We start from the raw sequence: 14,609 nt of genomic DNA, 5'->3' as shown, positions 1-14,609 counted from the left end.
GAATCGGCCGCTCCGGGGAGGCCGGAGCGGCCCGGGACCGGCGGAATCCGGGTAAGGCCGGGAAACCCGGCAAAGGCCCGAATGATTGACAGACCGCCCCACCGGGGTCACGTTGAGACCATGCGTATCGGGCTCATCGGAGCCGGGCGGATCGGCTCGTTCCACGCCCGGGTGCTCTCCCGGCACCCGGAGGCGGGCTCCCTGCTGGTCGCGGACGCCGATCCGGCCAGGGCCTCGGCCCTCGCCGACCGTCTGGGCGCCACGGCCGCCCCCGACGTGGACGCCGTCTTCAGCTGGGGGGTGGACGCGGTGGTGGTGGCCTGCGCCACCCCGGGGCACGCCGGTCTGGTGCGGCGCGCGGTACGGGCCGGGCTGCCGGTCTTCTGCGAGAAGCCGCTGGCCACGGACCTGACGCGGACCCTGGGCGTGCTGGCGGAGGTGGCCGCCGCCGGCGGGGTGCTCCAGTTGGGCTTCATGCGGCGTTTCGATCCGGGCTTCCGCACGGCCCGGGAACTGGTGCGGTCCGGGGCACTGGGCCGGCTGACCTCGGTGCGGACCATGACGGCGGACGCCGCCCCGCCCGGGGCCGCCTACCTGGCGGGCTCGGGCGGGCTGTACCGGGACTGCCTGGTGCACGATTTCGACATGCTGCGCTGGGTGACCGGGCTGGAGGTGACCGAGGTGTACGCCACCGGTTCGGACGCCGGGCCGCCGGTGTTCCGGGAGGCCGGGGACATCGGCACCGCCGCGGCGGTGCTGGTCCTGGAGGGCGGCACCCTGGCGGGTTGCACGGGGACCCGCTGCAACGGCGCCGGCTACGACGTGCGGATGGAGCTGTCCGGGGAGCTGGACCAGGTCTCGGCGGGCCTGGACGACCGGACGCCGATCGCCTCGACGGAGCCGCAGGGCCCGCCCCCGGCCGGTCGGCCGTGGGCGGACTTCCTGGAGCGGTTCGCCGGGGCGTACGCCGCGGAACTGGACGCCTTCGTGAAGCTGGTCCGCGGGGAGGGCACGAACCCCTGCGACGGGTGGGAGGGGCTGCACGCCCTGCGGATCGCCGAGGCGTGCGAGCTGTCCCGGCGGGAACGCCGGCCGGTCCCCCTGGCGGAGGTGCCGACCGGCCTTCCCTAAGCCGCTCCGCACCGCGGGCTACCAGCTCACCTGGAGGCGGCGGACGCCGCGGATCAGCGAGGCGGTGATCCACTCGTACGGGTCGGCGTCGGGGACCTCGGCGAGGTCGGGGAAGCGGTCCAGCAGGGTGCGCAGGGCGATCTTCGCCTCCATCCGGGCCAGCGGGGCGCCGATGCAGAAGTGGATGCCGTGGCCGAAGGCCAGGTGTCCCTGCGGGGCGCGCCGGATGTCGAAGGTGTCGGGCTCGGGGTAGCGCTCCGGGTCGCGGCTGCTGCCCGCGAGGGAGACCAGCACGGCCTCGCCGCGGGCGATGGCGGTGCCGCCGATCTCCAGGTCCTCCAGGGCGAACCGGAAGGTGGCGTTCTCCACCGGGCCGTCGTAGCGGAGCATCTCCTCCACGGCGCCCTCGATGAGCCCGTCCGGGTCGGCGCGCAGGGCGGCGAGCTGGTCGGGGTGGGCGAGCAGGGCGCGGACCCCGTTGCCGATGAGGTTGACCGTGGTCTCGTGGCCGGCGACCAGCAGCAGGAAGGCCATGCCGATCAGTTCCTCGCCCGTGAGCCGGTCGCCGTCCTCGTCGGTGGTCCGGATCAGTGCGCTGAGCAGGTCCTCGCCACCGGTTTCGCGCTTGCGCTCGATCAGGCCGGCCAGGTAGGCGGCCATCTCGTCCAGGGCCTTCTGCTCGCTCTCCGGGGTCTCCGGGGCGAGGATCTCGTTGGAGAGGATCCGGAAGGGTTCGCGGTCCAGGTCCGGTACGCCGAGCAGTTCGCAGATGACCGTCATGGGCAGCGGGAACGCGAAGGCGCTGATGAGGTCGGCGCGGCGGTCCGGGGTCGCGGCCATGGCGTCGATCAGTTCGTCGGTGACCTGCTGGACGCGCGGCCGCATGGCCTCGATGCGACGGCCGGTGAACTCCCGGGCCACCAGCTTGCGCAGCCGGGTGTGGTGCGGCGGGTCCAGCTCCAGCATGTTCAGGTTGACCTCGCTGGCGAGCGTGGTGTCGGCGTACTGGTCCGACACCCGCCAGTCCTTGCCGAGCGCCGGGTTCGCGAGGGCCCGGCGGGCCTCCTCGTGTCCGACGACCAGCCAGACGTCGGTGCCCCGGGCGTCCTTGACCCGGTGGACCGGGCCGGTGGCGCGCATCGCGGCGTAGTGCGGATACGGGTCTTCGTTGAAGCCCTCTGCGTATCCGGTGATGTCCATCAGTGGCATGACTGCTCACTCTCCCCCGTGGTGATCCGTGTCAGCCTAGCCGGCGGAGTCGTACGGACAATCGATTTTCGGACTCTCCGTCACATCCCGTGCGCGTTCGCGGAACGGCGTCCCCAGGCGGTGCCGAGGAGGACGAGGGCGGCACCGACCAGGCCCGCGGGGCCGACGTGTTCACCGCCGATCATGATGCCCGCGGCGGCGGCCCAGAGCGGTTCGGTGCCCAGCAGCAGGCTGACCCGGGAGGGGGAGGTCCGGCGGACGGCCCACATCTGGACGAAGAAGGCGAACAGGGTGCAGAAGACGGAGAGGAAGAGGAGTCCGGCCCAGTCCCGCCCGTCGAAGTCCGCGGCGGCGGCCCAGGGGCTGCTGCCGGTGCCGGGCAGCACCGCCAGGGCGGCGAAGACCAGGACGGCGGAGCCCAGTTGCACGGTGGTCAGAGAGAGCGCGTCGGCCTCCTGCACGGACTCGATGCGGGCCATCAGGAGCACGTGCACGGTCCGGGCGAGGGCGGCGAGGAGGATCAGCAGGTCGCCCGTGGAGGGGGCGGTGAAACCGGACCCCTGGGTGAGGAGCACCACCCCGGCCACCGAGAGCGCGGCCGCGGCGAGGAAGGGCGCGGGCGGGCGGACCCGGCGCACCGCGGCCTCCGCCAGCGGGGTGAAGATCATGGTGAGGCTGATGATCAGGCCGGCGTTGGTGGCCGAGGTGTGCACCACGCCGTAGGTCTCCAGCAGGAAGATCCCCGCCAGGACCAGCCCCAGCAGGCCCGCGCCCCGCCACTGGGCGGGGGTCAGGGCGCGCAGTCCGCGCCGTCCGGCGACGACGAGGACGGGCAGGACGAGGGCGAAGCGCAGGACGAGCACGGCGACGACGGTGTGGGCGAGGGTGATGCCCTTGGCGGCGAGGTAGCTGCCGCCCCAGACCACGGCGACGGCCAGCACGGGCAGGTCGGCGGTCCAGGGGCGGCGGGGGGTGGTGGGTGCGGCTGCGGCGAGGGCGGACACCGGGTCTCCTGCGGCTGGTGGCGGGTGGAGACTTCGGCGGCTCGCACGGGAACGATCAACCTACCCGAGGGGGTGGGGCCGGTCGAGGGGATTCCGGGGCCTGGGCGGGCGCCCCGGCGGGGACGGTTCCCGGCCTCTCCGGGGGCCCGGCCGGAGGGCTTCCGGTCACCGGCGGGGTTCCGGTCAGGCGAAGGTGCCCGTGCTCGGGGCGCCCGTGGGGCGGTAGGTGTGCACGGAGATTCCGTTGGGGGTGGTGCGGTGGCCGGTCAGTTCGAAGGCGGTGGCGGGGACGCCGGCGCCGAAGAGGCGGTGGCCGTGGCCGAGGACCACGGGGTAGACGAGCAACCGGTACTCGTCGATGAGTCCGTGCGCCATCAGGGAGCGGGCGAGGGCGCCGCTGCCGTGGACCTGGATCTCGCCCTCGGTCTGCTTCTCCTTGAGGGCGTTGACCTCGGCGGCGAGGTCGGGGCCGAGGACGGTGGTGCCGGCCCACTTCGGGTCGGTGAGGGTGGCGGAGGCCACGTACTTGGGCAGGGAGTTGAGGCGGGAGGCCACCGGGTCGGCGGGGTCGGTCTGCTGCGGCCAGTAGGAGGCGAAGATCTCGTAGGTGCGGCGGCCCAGCAGGAAGGAGCCGGCCCGTTCCATCACCTCCGTCATGAACTCGCCCATGCCCTCGTCGGCGAAGGGCACGAGCCAGCCGCCGTGGGCGAAGCCGTCGCTGTCGTCCTCGCCGGGGCCGCCGGGGCCCTGGACGACCCCGTCGAGGGTGGTGAAGGCGGTCAGGGTCAGTTCGCTCATGCGGGGCTCCCGGGGAGAGGTGCGCTGGTCCGACCCAGGTTTCCCGGCCCCACCGGCAGGGCGGGCGACGCCACGCGGCCGTCCTCCGGACGCGGGACGGACCGTACGCCCGTCCGCGGTGCCGCGCGCGGGGCCGGCCGCGCCCTCCTCGCGGAGGCGGGTGCGCGGGCGGGTACGGCCCCGGAAACGGGTGGTGGGACGTACCGGCGCTGTCTTCCGGTACGTCCCACGGTCCCCGGGGGACGCGCCGGCGCTGTCTTCCGGCACGTCCCGTCGGTCACGGGCGGGTGTCGCTCCGCCCGGGTCTCATGGCTGCCGCCGTCAGCCGTTCAGCTCCTGGTGACGGGCGGCCAGGGCGGCCGCGCCGGTCTCGGTGAGGGAGCCGAAGAGGCGCAGGCGGGAGAAGCCGCCGTCCGGGAAGATGTCGATCCGGACGTGGGTGCCCACCGCGGGGGCGTCGAGGACGAAGCGGTGGTTGGTGTCGGGCTGCAGGCGGGTCCGCGGCAGGAACTCCTGCCACTCGCCGTCCTCGCCGGTCTTCACGGAGAGGGCGGCCCAGCCCGCCGAGTTGCCCTTGAGGTAGGCGGTGTCGATCTCGACGGCGCGGATCTCGGACTCCTGGACCAGCTGGTAGCGGATCCAGTCGTTGCCGTCGTCGCGGCGGCGGGCGGTCTCCCAGCCGTCGTCCATCTTGCGGGAGCGGCCCGGGTTGATGGTGTTGGTCGGCGGGGAGTAGAAGCGGTTGGAGGCGTCCTGGACGGCGCCGCCGTTCTCCAGGGCGACCACGTCGAAGGTGCCGAGGGTGGCCAGCCAGGCCGGGTCGGGCAGGACCTCGCCGTAGACCCGCAGGCGGGCGATGCCGCCGTCGGGGTGCTGGTTGACGCGCAGGTGCGTGAAGCGCTGCTCGGCGGTGACCTCGAAGCCGTTCGCGGCGTGGCCGCCGACGGCGGTGCGCGGGACGATGGTCGTCCACTTCACGTCCGCGCCGAGGAGCTCCTCGGGGGTGGGGGCGCCCGCCACGGAGGCGGCCTCGACGGAGACGGCCTGCGGCATGTTGCCGCGGAAGTGGGCGGTGTCCACGACGATGCCGCGGATCACGCCGGGGGCGCCGAGGCGTACGACGGCCCAGTCGTGGTCCTCGGCGGTGGGCCAGGGCTGCTCGGCGGAGACGCCGCGGCGGCGGCGGGTCTCCCAGCCGTCCATGACCTTGCCCTTGTGACCGAAGTGCTCCGGGTCGAAGTGGGCGGCCTCGGGCACGAGGAGGTTCTCGCGCTGGGCGAAGAACTCGTCGTTGGCGGCGATGACGCCGGCACCGAGCTGACGGTCGGCGAGGTTCGCGTACTGGGTGAACGGGAAGTCCGCGGTGCGGTAGTCGGCGTACGGGTCGCCGCCCCCGTACGGGTTCGCGTTACCGGTGAAGGAAGGGATCGCCACTGTCAGTTCTGCCTTTCAAGGAGTCGGCCGGTGGGCTCGGACGGGGTGCCGTGCTCGGCGATCCTCGCGCCGCGCAGCCAGGTGGACTTCACGACGCCGTGCAGGGTCTTCCCCGCGTACGCCGTGACCTGGTTGCGGTGGTGGAGTTCGGCCGGGTCCACGGTGAAGGTCTCTTCGGGGGCGAGGACGGCGAAGTCGGCGTCGCGGCCGACCTCGATGGCGCCCTTCCGCGTCAGCCCGGCGAGCCGGGCCGGGGCCTCGGACATCCAGCGGACCACGTCCTCCAGGCCGTGGCCGCGTCGGCGGGCCTCGGTCCAGATCGCGGGCAGGCCCAGCTGGAGGGAGGAGATGCCGCCCCAGGCGGTGGAGAAGTCGCTCGTCTTCAGGTCGGCGGTCGAAGGCGAGTGGTCGGAGACGATGCAGTCGATGGTGCCCGCGGCGAGGGCCTCCCAGAGCAGGTCCTGGTTGGCGGCCTCGCGGATGGGCGGGCAGCACTTGAACTCGCTGGCGCCGTCGGGCACTTCCTCGGCGGTGAGGGTGAGGTAGTGCGGGCAGGACTCGACGGTGACGCGGACGCCCTCCGCCTTGGCCTCGGCGATCAGGGGCAGGGCGTCGCTGGAGGACAGGTGCAGCACGTGCACCCGGGCGTCCAGCCGGCGGGCCTGCGCGATCAGGTTGCCGATCGCGGTGTTCTCGGCGTCCCGGGGTCGGGAGGCGAGGAAGTCGGCGTACTTGGGGCCCGGCACGACCGGGGCGGAGTCCAGGTGGTGCGGGTCCTCGGCGTGCACGATCATCAGGCCGCCGAAGCCGCTGATCTCCGCGAGGGAGCCGGCCAGCTGGTCCTGGTCGAGCTCGGGGAACTCGTCCACGCCCGAGGGCGACAGGAAGCACTTGAAGCCGAACACGCCGGCCTCGTGCAGCGGGGCCAGGTCCTTGACGTTGTCGGGCAGGGCGCCGCCCCAGAAGCCGACGTCCACGTGCGCCTTGGCCCGCGCGACCTCCTGCTTGACCCGCAGGTTCTCCACCGTGGTGGTGGGCGGCAGCGAGTTCAGGGGCATGTCGAGCAGGGTGGTGATGCCCCCGGCCGCGGCGGCGCGGGTGGCGGTCCAGAACCCCTCCCACTCGGTGCGGCCGGGGTCGTTGACGTGGACGTGGGTGTCGACCAGGCCGGGCAGCAGGACGTCGTCACCGAAGTCCTCCAGGCGGGCCCCGGCCGGTACCGCGGCCTCGTACGGCAGCACGGCCGCGATCTTCCCGTCGGCCACGGCGACCGAAGCCGCCCGCGTGCCCTCGGGGGTGATGACGCGCGTCGAGCGCAGTACCAGTTCCACTGCCGTGTCGGACACCCGGAACCTCCCCATCTACTTCCACAGAGCGAAATTCAACGTTCTGTTGACGGAGTCTTCACGCCGATCCGGGGCCCGTCAAGAGTGGCCGGACAGTCACCCGAGCCCCAGGGGTCGCAATTGGATGTTTCCACAGAATGGAATTAGGATTTCGCTCTACAGAACGTAGGTACCACCACGAGCGGCCCGCCGGGGCCCTCGCGGAGGCCGGTCCCCTCCCGGACAAACCGCCTCTGACCGGCAGGTACGGCGTCCGCCCCGAAGCCGGCTCGAACGTCGGCCGCCCGGTAGGCTGCTCCCTTGCCTGCCAGCACCGAAAGGACCGCGCCGTGCCGACGTCCAGCGCCAGCACCACCGACGCTTCCGCCAAGAGCCCTGCCGCCAGCGGTGGCGTCCAGTCCCTCGAGCGCGCCTTCGACCTGCTCGAACGCATGGCGGACGCGGGCGGCGAGGTGGGCCTCAGCGAACTGTCCACCGCCAGCGGGCTGCCCCTGCCCACCATCCACCGCCTGATGCGGACCCTGGTGGCCTGCGGCTACGTGCGGCAGCAGCCCAACCGCCGCTACTCCCTCGGCCCCCGGCTGATCCGCCTCGGCGAGTCCGCCTCCCGGCTGCTGGGCACCTGGGCCCGCCCCTACCTGGCCCGCCTCGTCGAGGAGACCGGCGAGACCGCCAACATGGCCCTCCTCGACGGCGACGAGATCGTCTACGTGGCGCAGGTGCCCTCCAAGCACTCCATGCGCATGTTCACCGAGGTCGGCCGCCGGGTGCTGCCGCACTCGACGGGCGTGGGCAAGGCCCTGCTGGCGTACACCCCGGCCGACGAGGTCCGCGCCCTGCTGGCCCGTACCGGCATGCCCGCGGCCACCGAGAAGACCATCACCACCCCCGAGGGCTTCCTGGAGGCCCTGGAGCAGGTCCGCAAGGCCGGCTACGCGGTGGACGACAACGAGCAGGAGATAGGGGTCCGCTGCCTCGCGGTCTCGGTGCCGAACTCCCCGACCGCCGCGGCCATCTCCATCTCCGGTCCGGCCGGCCGGGTCACCGAGGCCGCCACCGAGACCATCGTGCCGATCCTCCAGGGCGTGGCCGCCGAACTCTCCGTGGCGCTGGCCAACCAGAACCCGGCGTAGCGCGGATCCCCCGGGGGGCGGCGCCCCCCGGGGGATCCCGAGCTCCTTCGCGGTGCCGCCGTCCCCGGCGCGCCGCTATCCCGACCGGACGGCCCGGGACGCCGGGGACACCCGGGGCTCCGTCGCCCCGTCCGTCAACCGGCCGCCCGTCAAGCGGCCGTCCGTCATCGTGACCGTGCGGTCGACGCGGTCCAGGTGCGCGCGGTCGTGGGTGACCAGCACCGTCGCCGTGGACCGCTCCCGGGTCAGCGCGGTCAGCAGCTCCAGCACGGCGGCCCCCCGCTCGTGGTCCAGGGCGCTGGTCGGCTCGTCCACCAGCAGCACCGAGGGCTCGTTCATCAGGGCCCGGGCGATGTTGACCCGCTGGCGCTGCCCGCCGGAGAGCCGGTGCGGGCGGCTGCGGGCCCGATCGGCCAGTCCGACCGCGTCCAACAGCTCCAGGGCCCGGCGACGCAGCTCCCGGACCGGCCGGCCCGCCAGGTGCCCCATCACGAGCAGCTGCTCGACGCAGGTGAGCGAGGGCAGCAGGTTCGGCTGCTGGAAGACGATGCCGATGTGCTCGCGGCGCAGGGCCGCCTTCTCCGCCGGTCCGAGCCGGGCGGTGTCCCGACCGGCCACCTCCACCCGGCCCCCGTCCGGGGTCACCAGGGTCGCCGCGACGGCCAGCAGGCTCGACTTGCCGGAACCGGAGGGCCCCACCACGGCGGTCAGGGTGCCGCCCGGCACCTCCAGTCCGACGGAGTCCAGGGCGGTCAGACGCCCGTCGCCGTCGGGGTAGGTCAGGGTCACGTCGTGCATCAACAGGCTCATCGGGCGCTCCCGAGCGCGGTCAGCGGGTCGACGGCGGTGATCCGCCGGATGGACAGGGCGGCCCCCAGCACCCCGAGGACGATCATCACCAGGGCGGGCACGAGCACGGTGGGCGCGTCGAGGACGAAGGGCACGTCCCCGCCGCCGATCAGCGCCCCAGCACCGAGCGCCAGGGCCGTCCCCAGGCCGGTCCCGGCCAGCAGCATCACCACGGCCTGCCCGAGGGCGTCCTTGAGGAGGTAGGGCGTGGAGGCCCCCAACGCCTTGAGGACGGCCACGTCCCCGCTGCGCTGGATCGTCCACACGGTGAAGAAGGCCCCTATGACCAGTGCGGAGATCACGAAGAGGAAGCCGCGCATGAGCTGGAGGGAGCCGTTCTCGGCGGCGTAGGAGCCGATGGCGGTGAGGGAGTCGTCCCGGTCGAGGGTGCGGGTGCCGGCCGCCCGGTCGCCCGCCGCGAGGTCCGCGTCCCCGGAGGTCCGCAGGGCGATCACGGTGGCCCGCTGTTCCGGGGAGGTCCCCGGGGCGCCCAGCCGCTGCCAGTCGTCGAGGGTGATCCACACGACCGGGGTGTGGCTGTGCGAGGCGTCGCCCGCCACCGCCGCCACGGTCTCCTCCAGGCCGCCGATCCGCACCCGGTCCCCGACCCCGACGCCCAGTTCGCGGGCCGCCTTCTCGGAGAGCACGGCCCTGCCCTGCGCCAGGGGCGCGCCCGGCACCCTGGGGGCCAGGCCCGCGTCCGGCTCCGTACCGAAGGCGGACACGGCGGCGGCGCGGTCACCGGCGGAGGCGTTCAGGGTCCGGATCCCGAGCGGCCGGGCCGAGGCGACCCCGGGACGGTCGGCCCAGGTCCGCCAGGCGCTCTCGGGGACGGAGGAGGAGGTGAAGGACACCTCCTGGTCCCCGGAGGGGGCCGCGAAGGCCAGGTGGTCGGCGGGCAGGCCGGTCACGGCCGAGGTGTTCTCCCGGGCCAGGCCCGAGGTCAGCCCCGACAGCAGCCCCACCAGCAGGGTGATCAGCACCACGACGGCGCCCATCAGGGCGAACCGGCCGCGGGCGAACCGCAGGTCTCTCCATGCGACGAACATGCCCCCACCCTCGCCGGGCGGCGGCCCCCGCCACATCGCGCCACGGGCGACGCGGACGTATCGAAGGGAGCACCCGTGGCTCAACCTTTCGGTTGACCGGTGTCCGGGAACTCCCGTTTACGCTGGTCCGGCCATGGAATTCCGTACCGCCCCGCGCTCCCTCACCCCGGTCACCCGCCTGTTGCGGCTCTGCCTGCACGCCCTGCTGGTGGGGCTGCTGGCCCTGGCGGCGGCCCGGGCCTTGGCCGGAGCGGGCTCCGGGGCGGGGACGGGAGCGGAGGCACGGGCGGTGGCGGCGGCCGCGGTCCTCACCGCCGCCGTGTACGCGGCCGGGGTGCGCAGCCCCGCCGTGCACCGCTCGGCGCGCGCCGCCGGGCTGTGGCTGGCCGTCCTCGGGCTCTCCTGGGCCGGGCTGCTGGTGCTGTCCCCGGACGGGGTGTGGCTGGCCTTCCCCCTGTACTTCCTCCAGTTGCACCTGCTGCCGCTGCGCTGGGCCCTGCCCGCGGTGGCGGTGACGGCCTGCGCGGCCATCGGCGGTTTCCTGGCGCACAGCGGGACGGTGAACCCGGGCGCCTTCCTGGGCCCGCTGCTGGGCGCGGCGGTGGCGGTGGCCACGGTGCTCGGCTACCAGGCCCTGTACCGGGAGAGCGAGCGGCGCCGGGAGCTCATCGAGGAGCTGATCGCCACGCGGGCCGAGCTGGCGGCGGCCGAGCGGCACGCGGGCACCCTCGCGGAGCGGGAGCGGTTGGCCCGCGAGATCCACGACACCCTCGCCCAGGGCCTGTCCTCGATCCAGCTCCTGCTGCGCGCCGCGGAACGCGCCCTGGCGGAGGCCGGGGACGGCGCGGGCGCGTTCGTGGGTGGGGCGGACGCGGGCGCGGGCGAGGCGGGCGTGATCGTGGGCGAGGCGGGCCCGGTCGGCTCGGGCCCGATCGGCCCGGGCGCGGAGGTCGGGTCCGGGGTTCCGGTGGTCGGCACGGCGGCCGGGGCGTTCGGGGCGGGTCAGGTGGTCGCGTCCGGTGGGGTGGTCGGGGCCGGTGCGGCGGTTGGGGCCGGGGAGTCGGACGCCGCCGCGCGCGAGGCCGCCGCCGGGTACATCGGGCAGGCCCGGCAGGCGGCCCAGGACAACCTCGCCGAGGCCCGCCGGTTCGTCCGCGCCCTCAGCCCGCCCGATCTCGCACACGGTTCCCTGGCCGCCGCGCTGGAACGGCTCTGCGCGACGGCGGTGGGGCCCCGGGTCCGTTTCTCCCCCAGCGGCACCCCGGCCGAGCTGCCCACCCCCTACGAGGTGGCGCTCCTGCGGATCGCCCAGTCCGCACTGGCCAACGTCGTGCGGCACGCGGCCGCGGAGCGCGCCGAGATCACCCTGACCTTCATGGACTCCTCGGTCACCCTGGACGTCGTGGACGACGGCCGCGGCTTCGACCCCGCCTCCGCCCCGGCGGGCGAGGGCGGGTTCGGGCTGCCCGCGATGCGGGCCCGGGCCGAGTCCCTGGGCGGCACCTTCACCGTGGAGTCCGCCCCCGGCCAGGGCACCGCCTTGGCCGTCACCCTGCCGCTGCCCGTGGAGGACGCATGACCATCCGGCTGCTGCTGGCCGACGACCACCCGGTGGTACGGGCGGGGCTGCGCGCGGTGCTGGACACCGAGCCCGGCTTCGAGGTGGTCGCCGAGGCCGCGACCGCCGAGCGGGCCGTGGAGCTCGCCGCCTCGACGGAGACCGCCGTGGACGTGGTGCTGATGGACCTCCAGTTCGGATCCGGGATGCACGGCTCCGAGGCCACGGCGGCGATCACCGCCCGGCCCGGCGCGCCCCGGGTGCTGGTGCTGACCACCTACGACACCGACGCCGACATCCTGGCGGCGGTCGAGGCCGGGGCCTCGGGCTACCTCCTCAAGGACGCCCCGCCGGAGGAGCTGGCGGCCGCCGTGCGGACCGCCGCGGCCGGGCAGTCCGCGCTGGCTCCGGCGGTGGCCCTGCGGCTCATGGACCGGATGCGGACCCCGGCCGAGGCCCTGACCAAGCGGGAGCTCGAAGTGCTCCAACTGGTCGCGGACGGACTGTCGAACCTGCAGATCAGCAAGCGGCTCTTCCTCAGCCAGGCCACCGTGAAGTCCCACCTGGTGCACATCTACGCCAAGTTGGGCGTGGACTCGCGCACCGCGGCGGTGGCCCGGGCGGGGGCCCGCCGCCTGATCCGCACCCCCTGAGACCGCTGCGCGGGGAGCGTCGGCCCACACCGTCCGCGGCCCGACCCTCCCACACCGCCCGCGGCCCGACCCTCCCCGCGACCGACCCGGCGGACCCGGCGGACCCGCCGGGCTCGCCGGGCTCGCCGGGCTCGCCGGGTCGCGGGGCTCGTCGAGGTCGCCGGGCTCGCCCGGGTCGTCGAGGTCGTCGGGCTCGTCGGGCGGAATCCGGACCGCCGGAACCGGCCGGGGTTGGTCTGGACCGCACCCGGCTCCTCTCCCAGACTGCTGGCATGCGCAGATCACGGACTCACACGTGAGCGGGGCCCGGGCGGCCGAACTGCCCCTGCACCGACTGGAGGTGCCGATGCCGCAGCTGCTGCCCTTCGCCATCGGCTCCTTCGAGACCATCGGCCCGCTCTCCCGCGCCGAATTCCCGCACCGGCACTCCTTCTACGAGATCCTCCACGTCACCGGCGGCACCGGCGGCCACGTGCAGGACCTCCGGCACACCCGCCTCGACCCCCCGCACCTGTGCGTCATCACCCCGGGCCAGGTGCACCACTGGGAGCGCGCCCGGGGGGTCACCGGCCACGTGGTCCTCTTCGAGGAGGACTTCCTCCTCCATCCGCAGGACGCGGAGTCGCTGCGGGTGCTCGGCACCCGGCCCTGGCTCCGGCTCGGCGACCGAGCCCCCGGCTACGCGGCCCTGCTCGCCGACATGGAGACGGAGTACGCCACCCTCGCCGAGGGCTACGCCGGGGTCCTCCGCTCCCTGCTCCACATCCTGGTGGTCCGGGCCCTGCGGGACTCGGCCCCGTCGTCCGGCCCCGAGGCCGACCGGCCCCCGGCGGGGCTCCCGTCCCCGGTCACGACCCCCGCGCCCGACGCCGTGGCCGGTGCCGGACCGGACGGGTCCGCCGCCCCCGCCGCGGGCCGGGCCGGCGTGCTGACCGCCGCCTTCCGCGGCCTGCTCGCCCGTCCCGAGGGGCCGGGCCTGTCGGTGGCGGACTGCGCCCAACGGCTGGGGGTCTCCCCGGGCTCGCTGCACGCCCTGGTCAAGCAGGCCACGGGCCGCACCCCGGGGCAGTTGATCCGCCAGCGCCAGACCCTGGAGGCCAAACGGCTGCTCGCCGCCACCGATCTGACCGTGCGCCAGGTGGGCCGGGCCGCCGGATTCGCCGATCCCGCCTACTTCTGCCGCTTCTTCCGGCGGGAGACGGGACTGACGCCGGGGGAGTTCCGGGCGGCGGCCGAGGCCGTGGCGGGGCCCGGAGGAAAACACCACGATCCCCGCATCGAGTCCATCGCTGCGCTCGCGGACCGTCCGTAGCGTGGGGGGCGTTCCACGGCACCACCCCGCAGGGGGCGGCGTCCCCGGCTCCCTGCCCCCCGCAGACGGCCAGGGCTCCGTACCGCGCCGCCCCCCGCGGTCCTCTCCCCCCACCGCCAGCGACGAGGAGCCGCCATGCCCGCATCCGAGATGCCCCCGACCCCCGCCCGGCCGGACGCCCCGGACGGAACGGGCACCCCGGGCGGACCGGGGATCAGCCGCAAGGCCCTCCTCAAGGCCGCGGCGGCCGTGGTCGGCGCCGCTCCCCTGCTGGGCGCGGGCGGGGTCGCCCTGGCCCGCGACCGGGCCGGCGCCCCACTGACGGCGGCCGACCTGACCCCGGAGTGCGACGACGGCGACTCCCCGACGATCCCGCAGACCGAGGGCCCGTACTTCAAGCCGAACTCCCCGCTGCGCACCTCGCTGGTGACCCCCACCACCCCCGGCACCCGACTGTCGGTCTCCGGGTACGTCTTCGGGCTCGCCTGCCGGCCCATCGCGGGCGCCCTGCTGGACTTCTGGCAGGCCGACACCAACGGCGCCTACGACAACAGCGGGTTCGCCTTCCGCGGGCACCAGTTCACCGACGCCCAGGGGGCGTTCCGGCTCGACACCATCGTGCCGGGGCTGTACCCGGGGCGGACCCGCCACATCCACGTCAAGGTGCAGGCCCCGGGCCGACCGGTGCTGACCACCCAGCTGTACTTCCCCGGCGAGCCCCGCAACAGCACCGACACCATCTTCGACGCGCGGCTGCTGATGTCCGTACGGCAGTCGGGGCCCGGCCGGGAGGCGTCCTTCGACTTCCTCCTCAACGTGCCGCAGAACCCGGGCCCGACGCCCACCCCGACCCCGACGCCCACCCCCACCGGCACCCCGCCGGGCGGCAGTTGGGCCCCCGGGGTCAACTACGCGGCCGGCGCGGTCGTCACCTACGGCGGACTCTCCTACCGCTGCCTCCAGGCACACCGCTCCTCGGTCGGCTGGGAGCCGCCCGCCGTGCCCGCCCTCTGGCAGCGCCTCTAGGTCGTGTCTTTCGGATCTTGCCGGTGAGGCCCGCGGCGTCTGGTGCCACTGCACTCGCTGCGCTCGCTCCGTCTCGGCTCTTTGATCTCTCCTTCGGAGGCCGAGCG

At 74.6% G+C, this 14,609-nt stretch carries 13 protein-coding genes; 6 read left to right on the top strand and 7 right to left on the bottom strand.

Going from position 1 to position 14,609, the window contains the following annotated elements; genetic code table 11:
* The first annotated feature begins 120 nt into the window (after positions 1–120).
* Complete coding sequence (locus tag ABTZ17_RS32415) at positions 121–1,131, top strand: Gfo/Idh/MocA family protein (protein ID WP_352199367.1); 1,011 nt, start codon at positions 121–123, stop codon at positions 1,129–1,131.
* A gap of 18 nt (positions 1,132–1,149) precedes the next feature.
* Here the strand turns inward: ABTZ17_RS32415 and ABTZ17_RS32410 are convergent, their stop codons facing one another.
* The 5 genes from ABTZ17_RS32410 to allB form a co-directional block, all read right to left on the bottom strand.
* A complete protein-coding gene (locus ABTZ17_RS32410; RefSeq protein WP_352199366.1) occupies positions 1,150–2,340 on the bottom strand; it encodes a cytochrome P450 family protein in 1,191 nt (396 codons plus the stop codon).
* A gap of 80 nt (positions 2,341–2,420) precedes the next feature.
* Positions 2,421–3,344, bottom strand: a complete 924-nt coding sequence (locus ABTZ17_RS32405; RefSeq protein WP_352199365.1) for a DMT family transporter — start codon at positions 3,342–3,344, stop codon at positions 2,421–2,423.
* A gap of 183 nt (positions 3,345–3,527) precedes the next feature.
* Positions 3,528–4,142, bottom strand: a complete 615-nt coding sequence (locus ABTZ17_RS32400) for a dihydrofolate reductase family protein (protein ID WP_352199364.1) — start codon at positions 4,140–4,142, stop codon at positions 3,528–3,530.
* Between the two features lie 321 nt (positions 4,143–4,463).
* Positions 4,464–5,576, bottom strand: coding sequence for an allantoicase (gene alc / locus ABTZ17_RS32395; RefSeq protein WP_352199363.1), 1,113 nt, complete (start codon positions 5,574–5,576; stop codon positions 4,464–4,466).
* Positions 5,577–5,578: 2 nt separating this feature from the next.
* A complete protein-coding gene (gene allB, locus ABTZ17_RS32390) occupies positions 5,579–6,937 on the bottom strand; it encodes an allantoinase AllB (RefSeq protein WP_502994942.1) in 1,359 nt (452 codons plus the stop codon).
* 314 nt (positions 6,938–7,251) lie between these two features.
* On the opposite strand from allB, the gene ABTZ17_RS32385 reads away from it, so the two are divergent.
* Positions 7,252–8,055, top strand: coding sequence for an IclR family transcriptional regulator (locus tag ABTZ17_RS32385; protein WP_352199361.1), 804 nt, complete (start codon positions 7,252–7,254; stop codon positions 8,053–8,055).
* 75 nt (positions 8,056–8,130) lie between these two features.
* Here the strand turns inward: ABTZ17_RS32385 and ABTZ17_RS32380 are convergent, their stop codons facing one another.
* Positions 8,131–8,865, bottom strand: a complete 735-nt coding sequence (locus tag ABTZ17_RS32380) for an ABC transporter ATP-binding protein (protein ID WP_352199360.1) — start codon at positions 8,863–8,865, stop codon at positions 8,131–8,133.
* Complete coding sequence (locus ABTZ17_RS32375) at positions 8,862–9,953, bottom strand: ABC transporter permease (protein ID WP_352199359.1); 1,092 nt, start codon at positions 9,951–9,953, stop codon at positions 8,862–8,864. Before ABTZ17_RS32375 ends, ABTZ17_RS32380 begins: the two co-directional genes overlap by 4 nt.
* Before the next feature lie 133 nt (positions 9,954–10,086).
* On the opposite strand from ABTZ17_RS32375, the gene ABTZ17_RS32370 reads away from it, so the two are divergent.
* The 4 genes from ABTZ17_RS32370 (at position 10,087) to ABTZ17_RS32355 (ending at position 14,502) form a co-directional block, all read left to right on the top strand.
* Positions 10,087–11,532: a sensor histidine kinase gene (locus ABTZ17_RS32370; RefSeq protein ID WP_352199358.1), complete on the top strand. Its 1,446-nt coding sequence runs from the start codon at positions 10,087–10,089 to the stop codon at positions 11,530–11,532.
* Positions 11,529–12,164 (top strand): response regulator, encoded by a 636-nt coding sequence (locus tag ABTZ17_RS32365; RefSeq protein ID WP_352199357.1) that lies wholly within the window; start codon positions 11,529–11,531, stop codon positions 12,162–12,164. The genes ABTZ17_RS32370 and ABTZ17_RS32365 overlap by 4 nt, the downstream gene beginning before the upstream one ends.
* A 295-nt stretch (positions 12,165–12,459) precedes the next feature.
* Entirely contained in the window at positions 12,460–13,476 is a 1,017-nt protein-coding gene (locus ABTZ17_RS32360; RefSeq protein ID WP_352199356.1) for an AraC family transcriptional regulator, read from the top strand.
* A 135-nt stretch (positions 13,477–13,611) separates the two neighbouring features.
* Positions 13,612–14,502 (top strand): dioxygenase family protein, encoded by an 891-nt coding sequence (locus ABTZ17_RS32355; protein WP_502994941.1) that lies wholly within the window; start codon positions 13,612–13,614, stop codon positions 14,500–14,502.
* Positions 14,503–14,609: the final 107 nt, after the last annotated feature.

The sequence above is a fragment of the Streptomyces sp. NPDC097619 genome, assembly GCF_040302735.1.
In the GTDB taxonomy this organism is placed as follows: domain Bacteria; phylum Actinomycetota; class Actinomycetes; order Streptomycetales; family Streptomycetaceae; genus Streptomyces.
The sequence above is the reverse complement of the archived record's forward strand: the minus strand, read 5'-3'. Positions and strand labels throughout refer to the sequence as shown.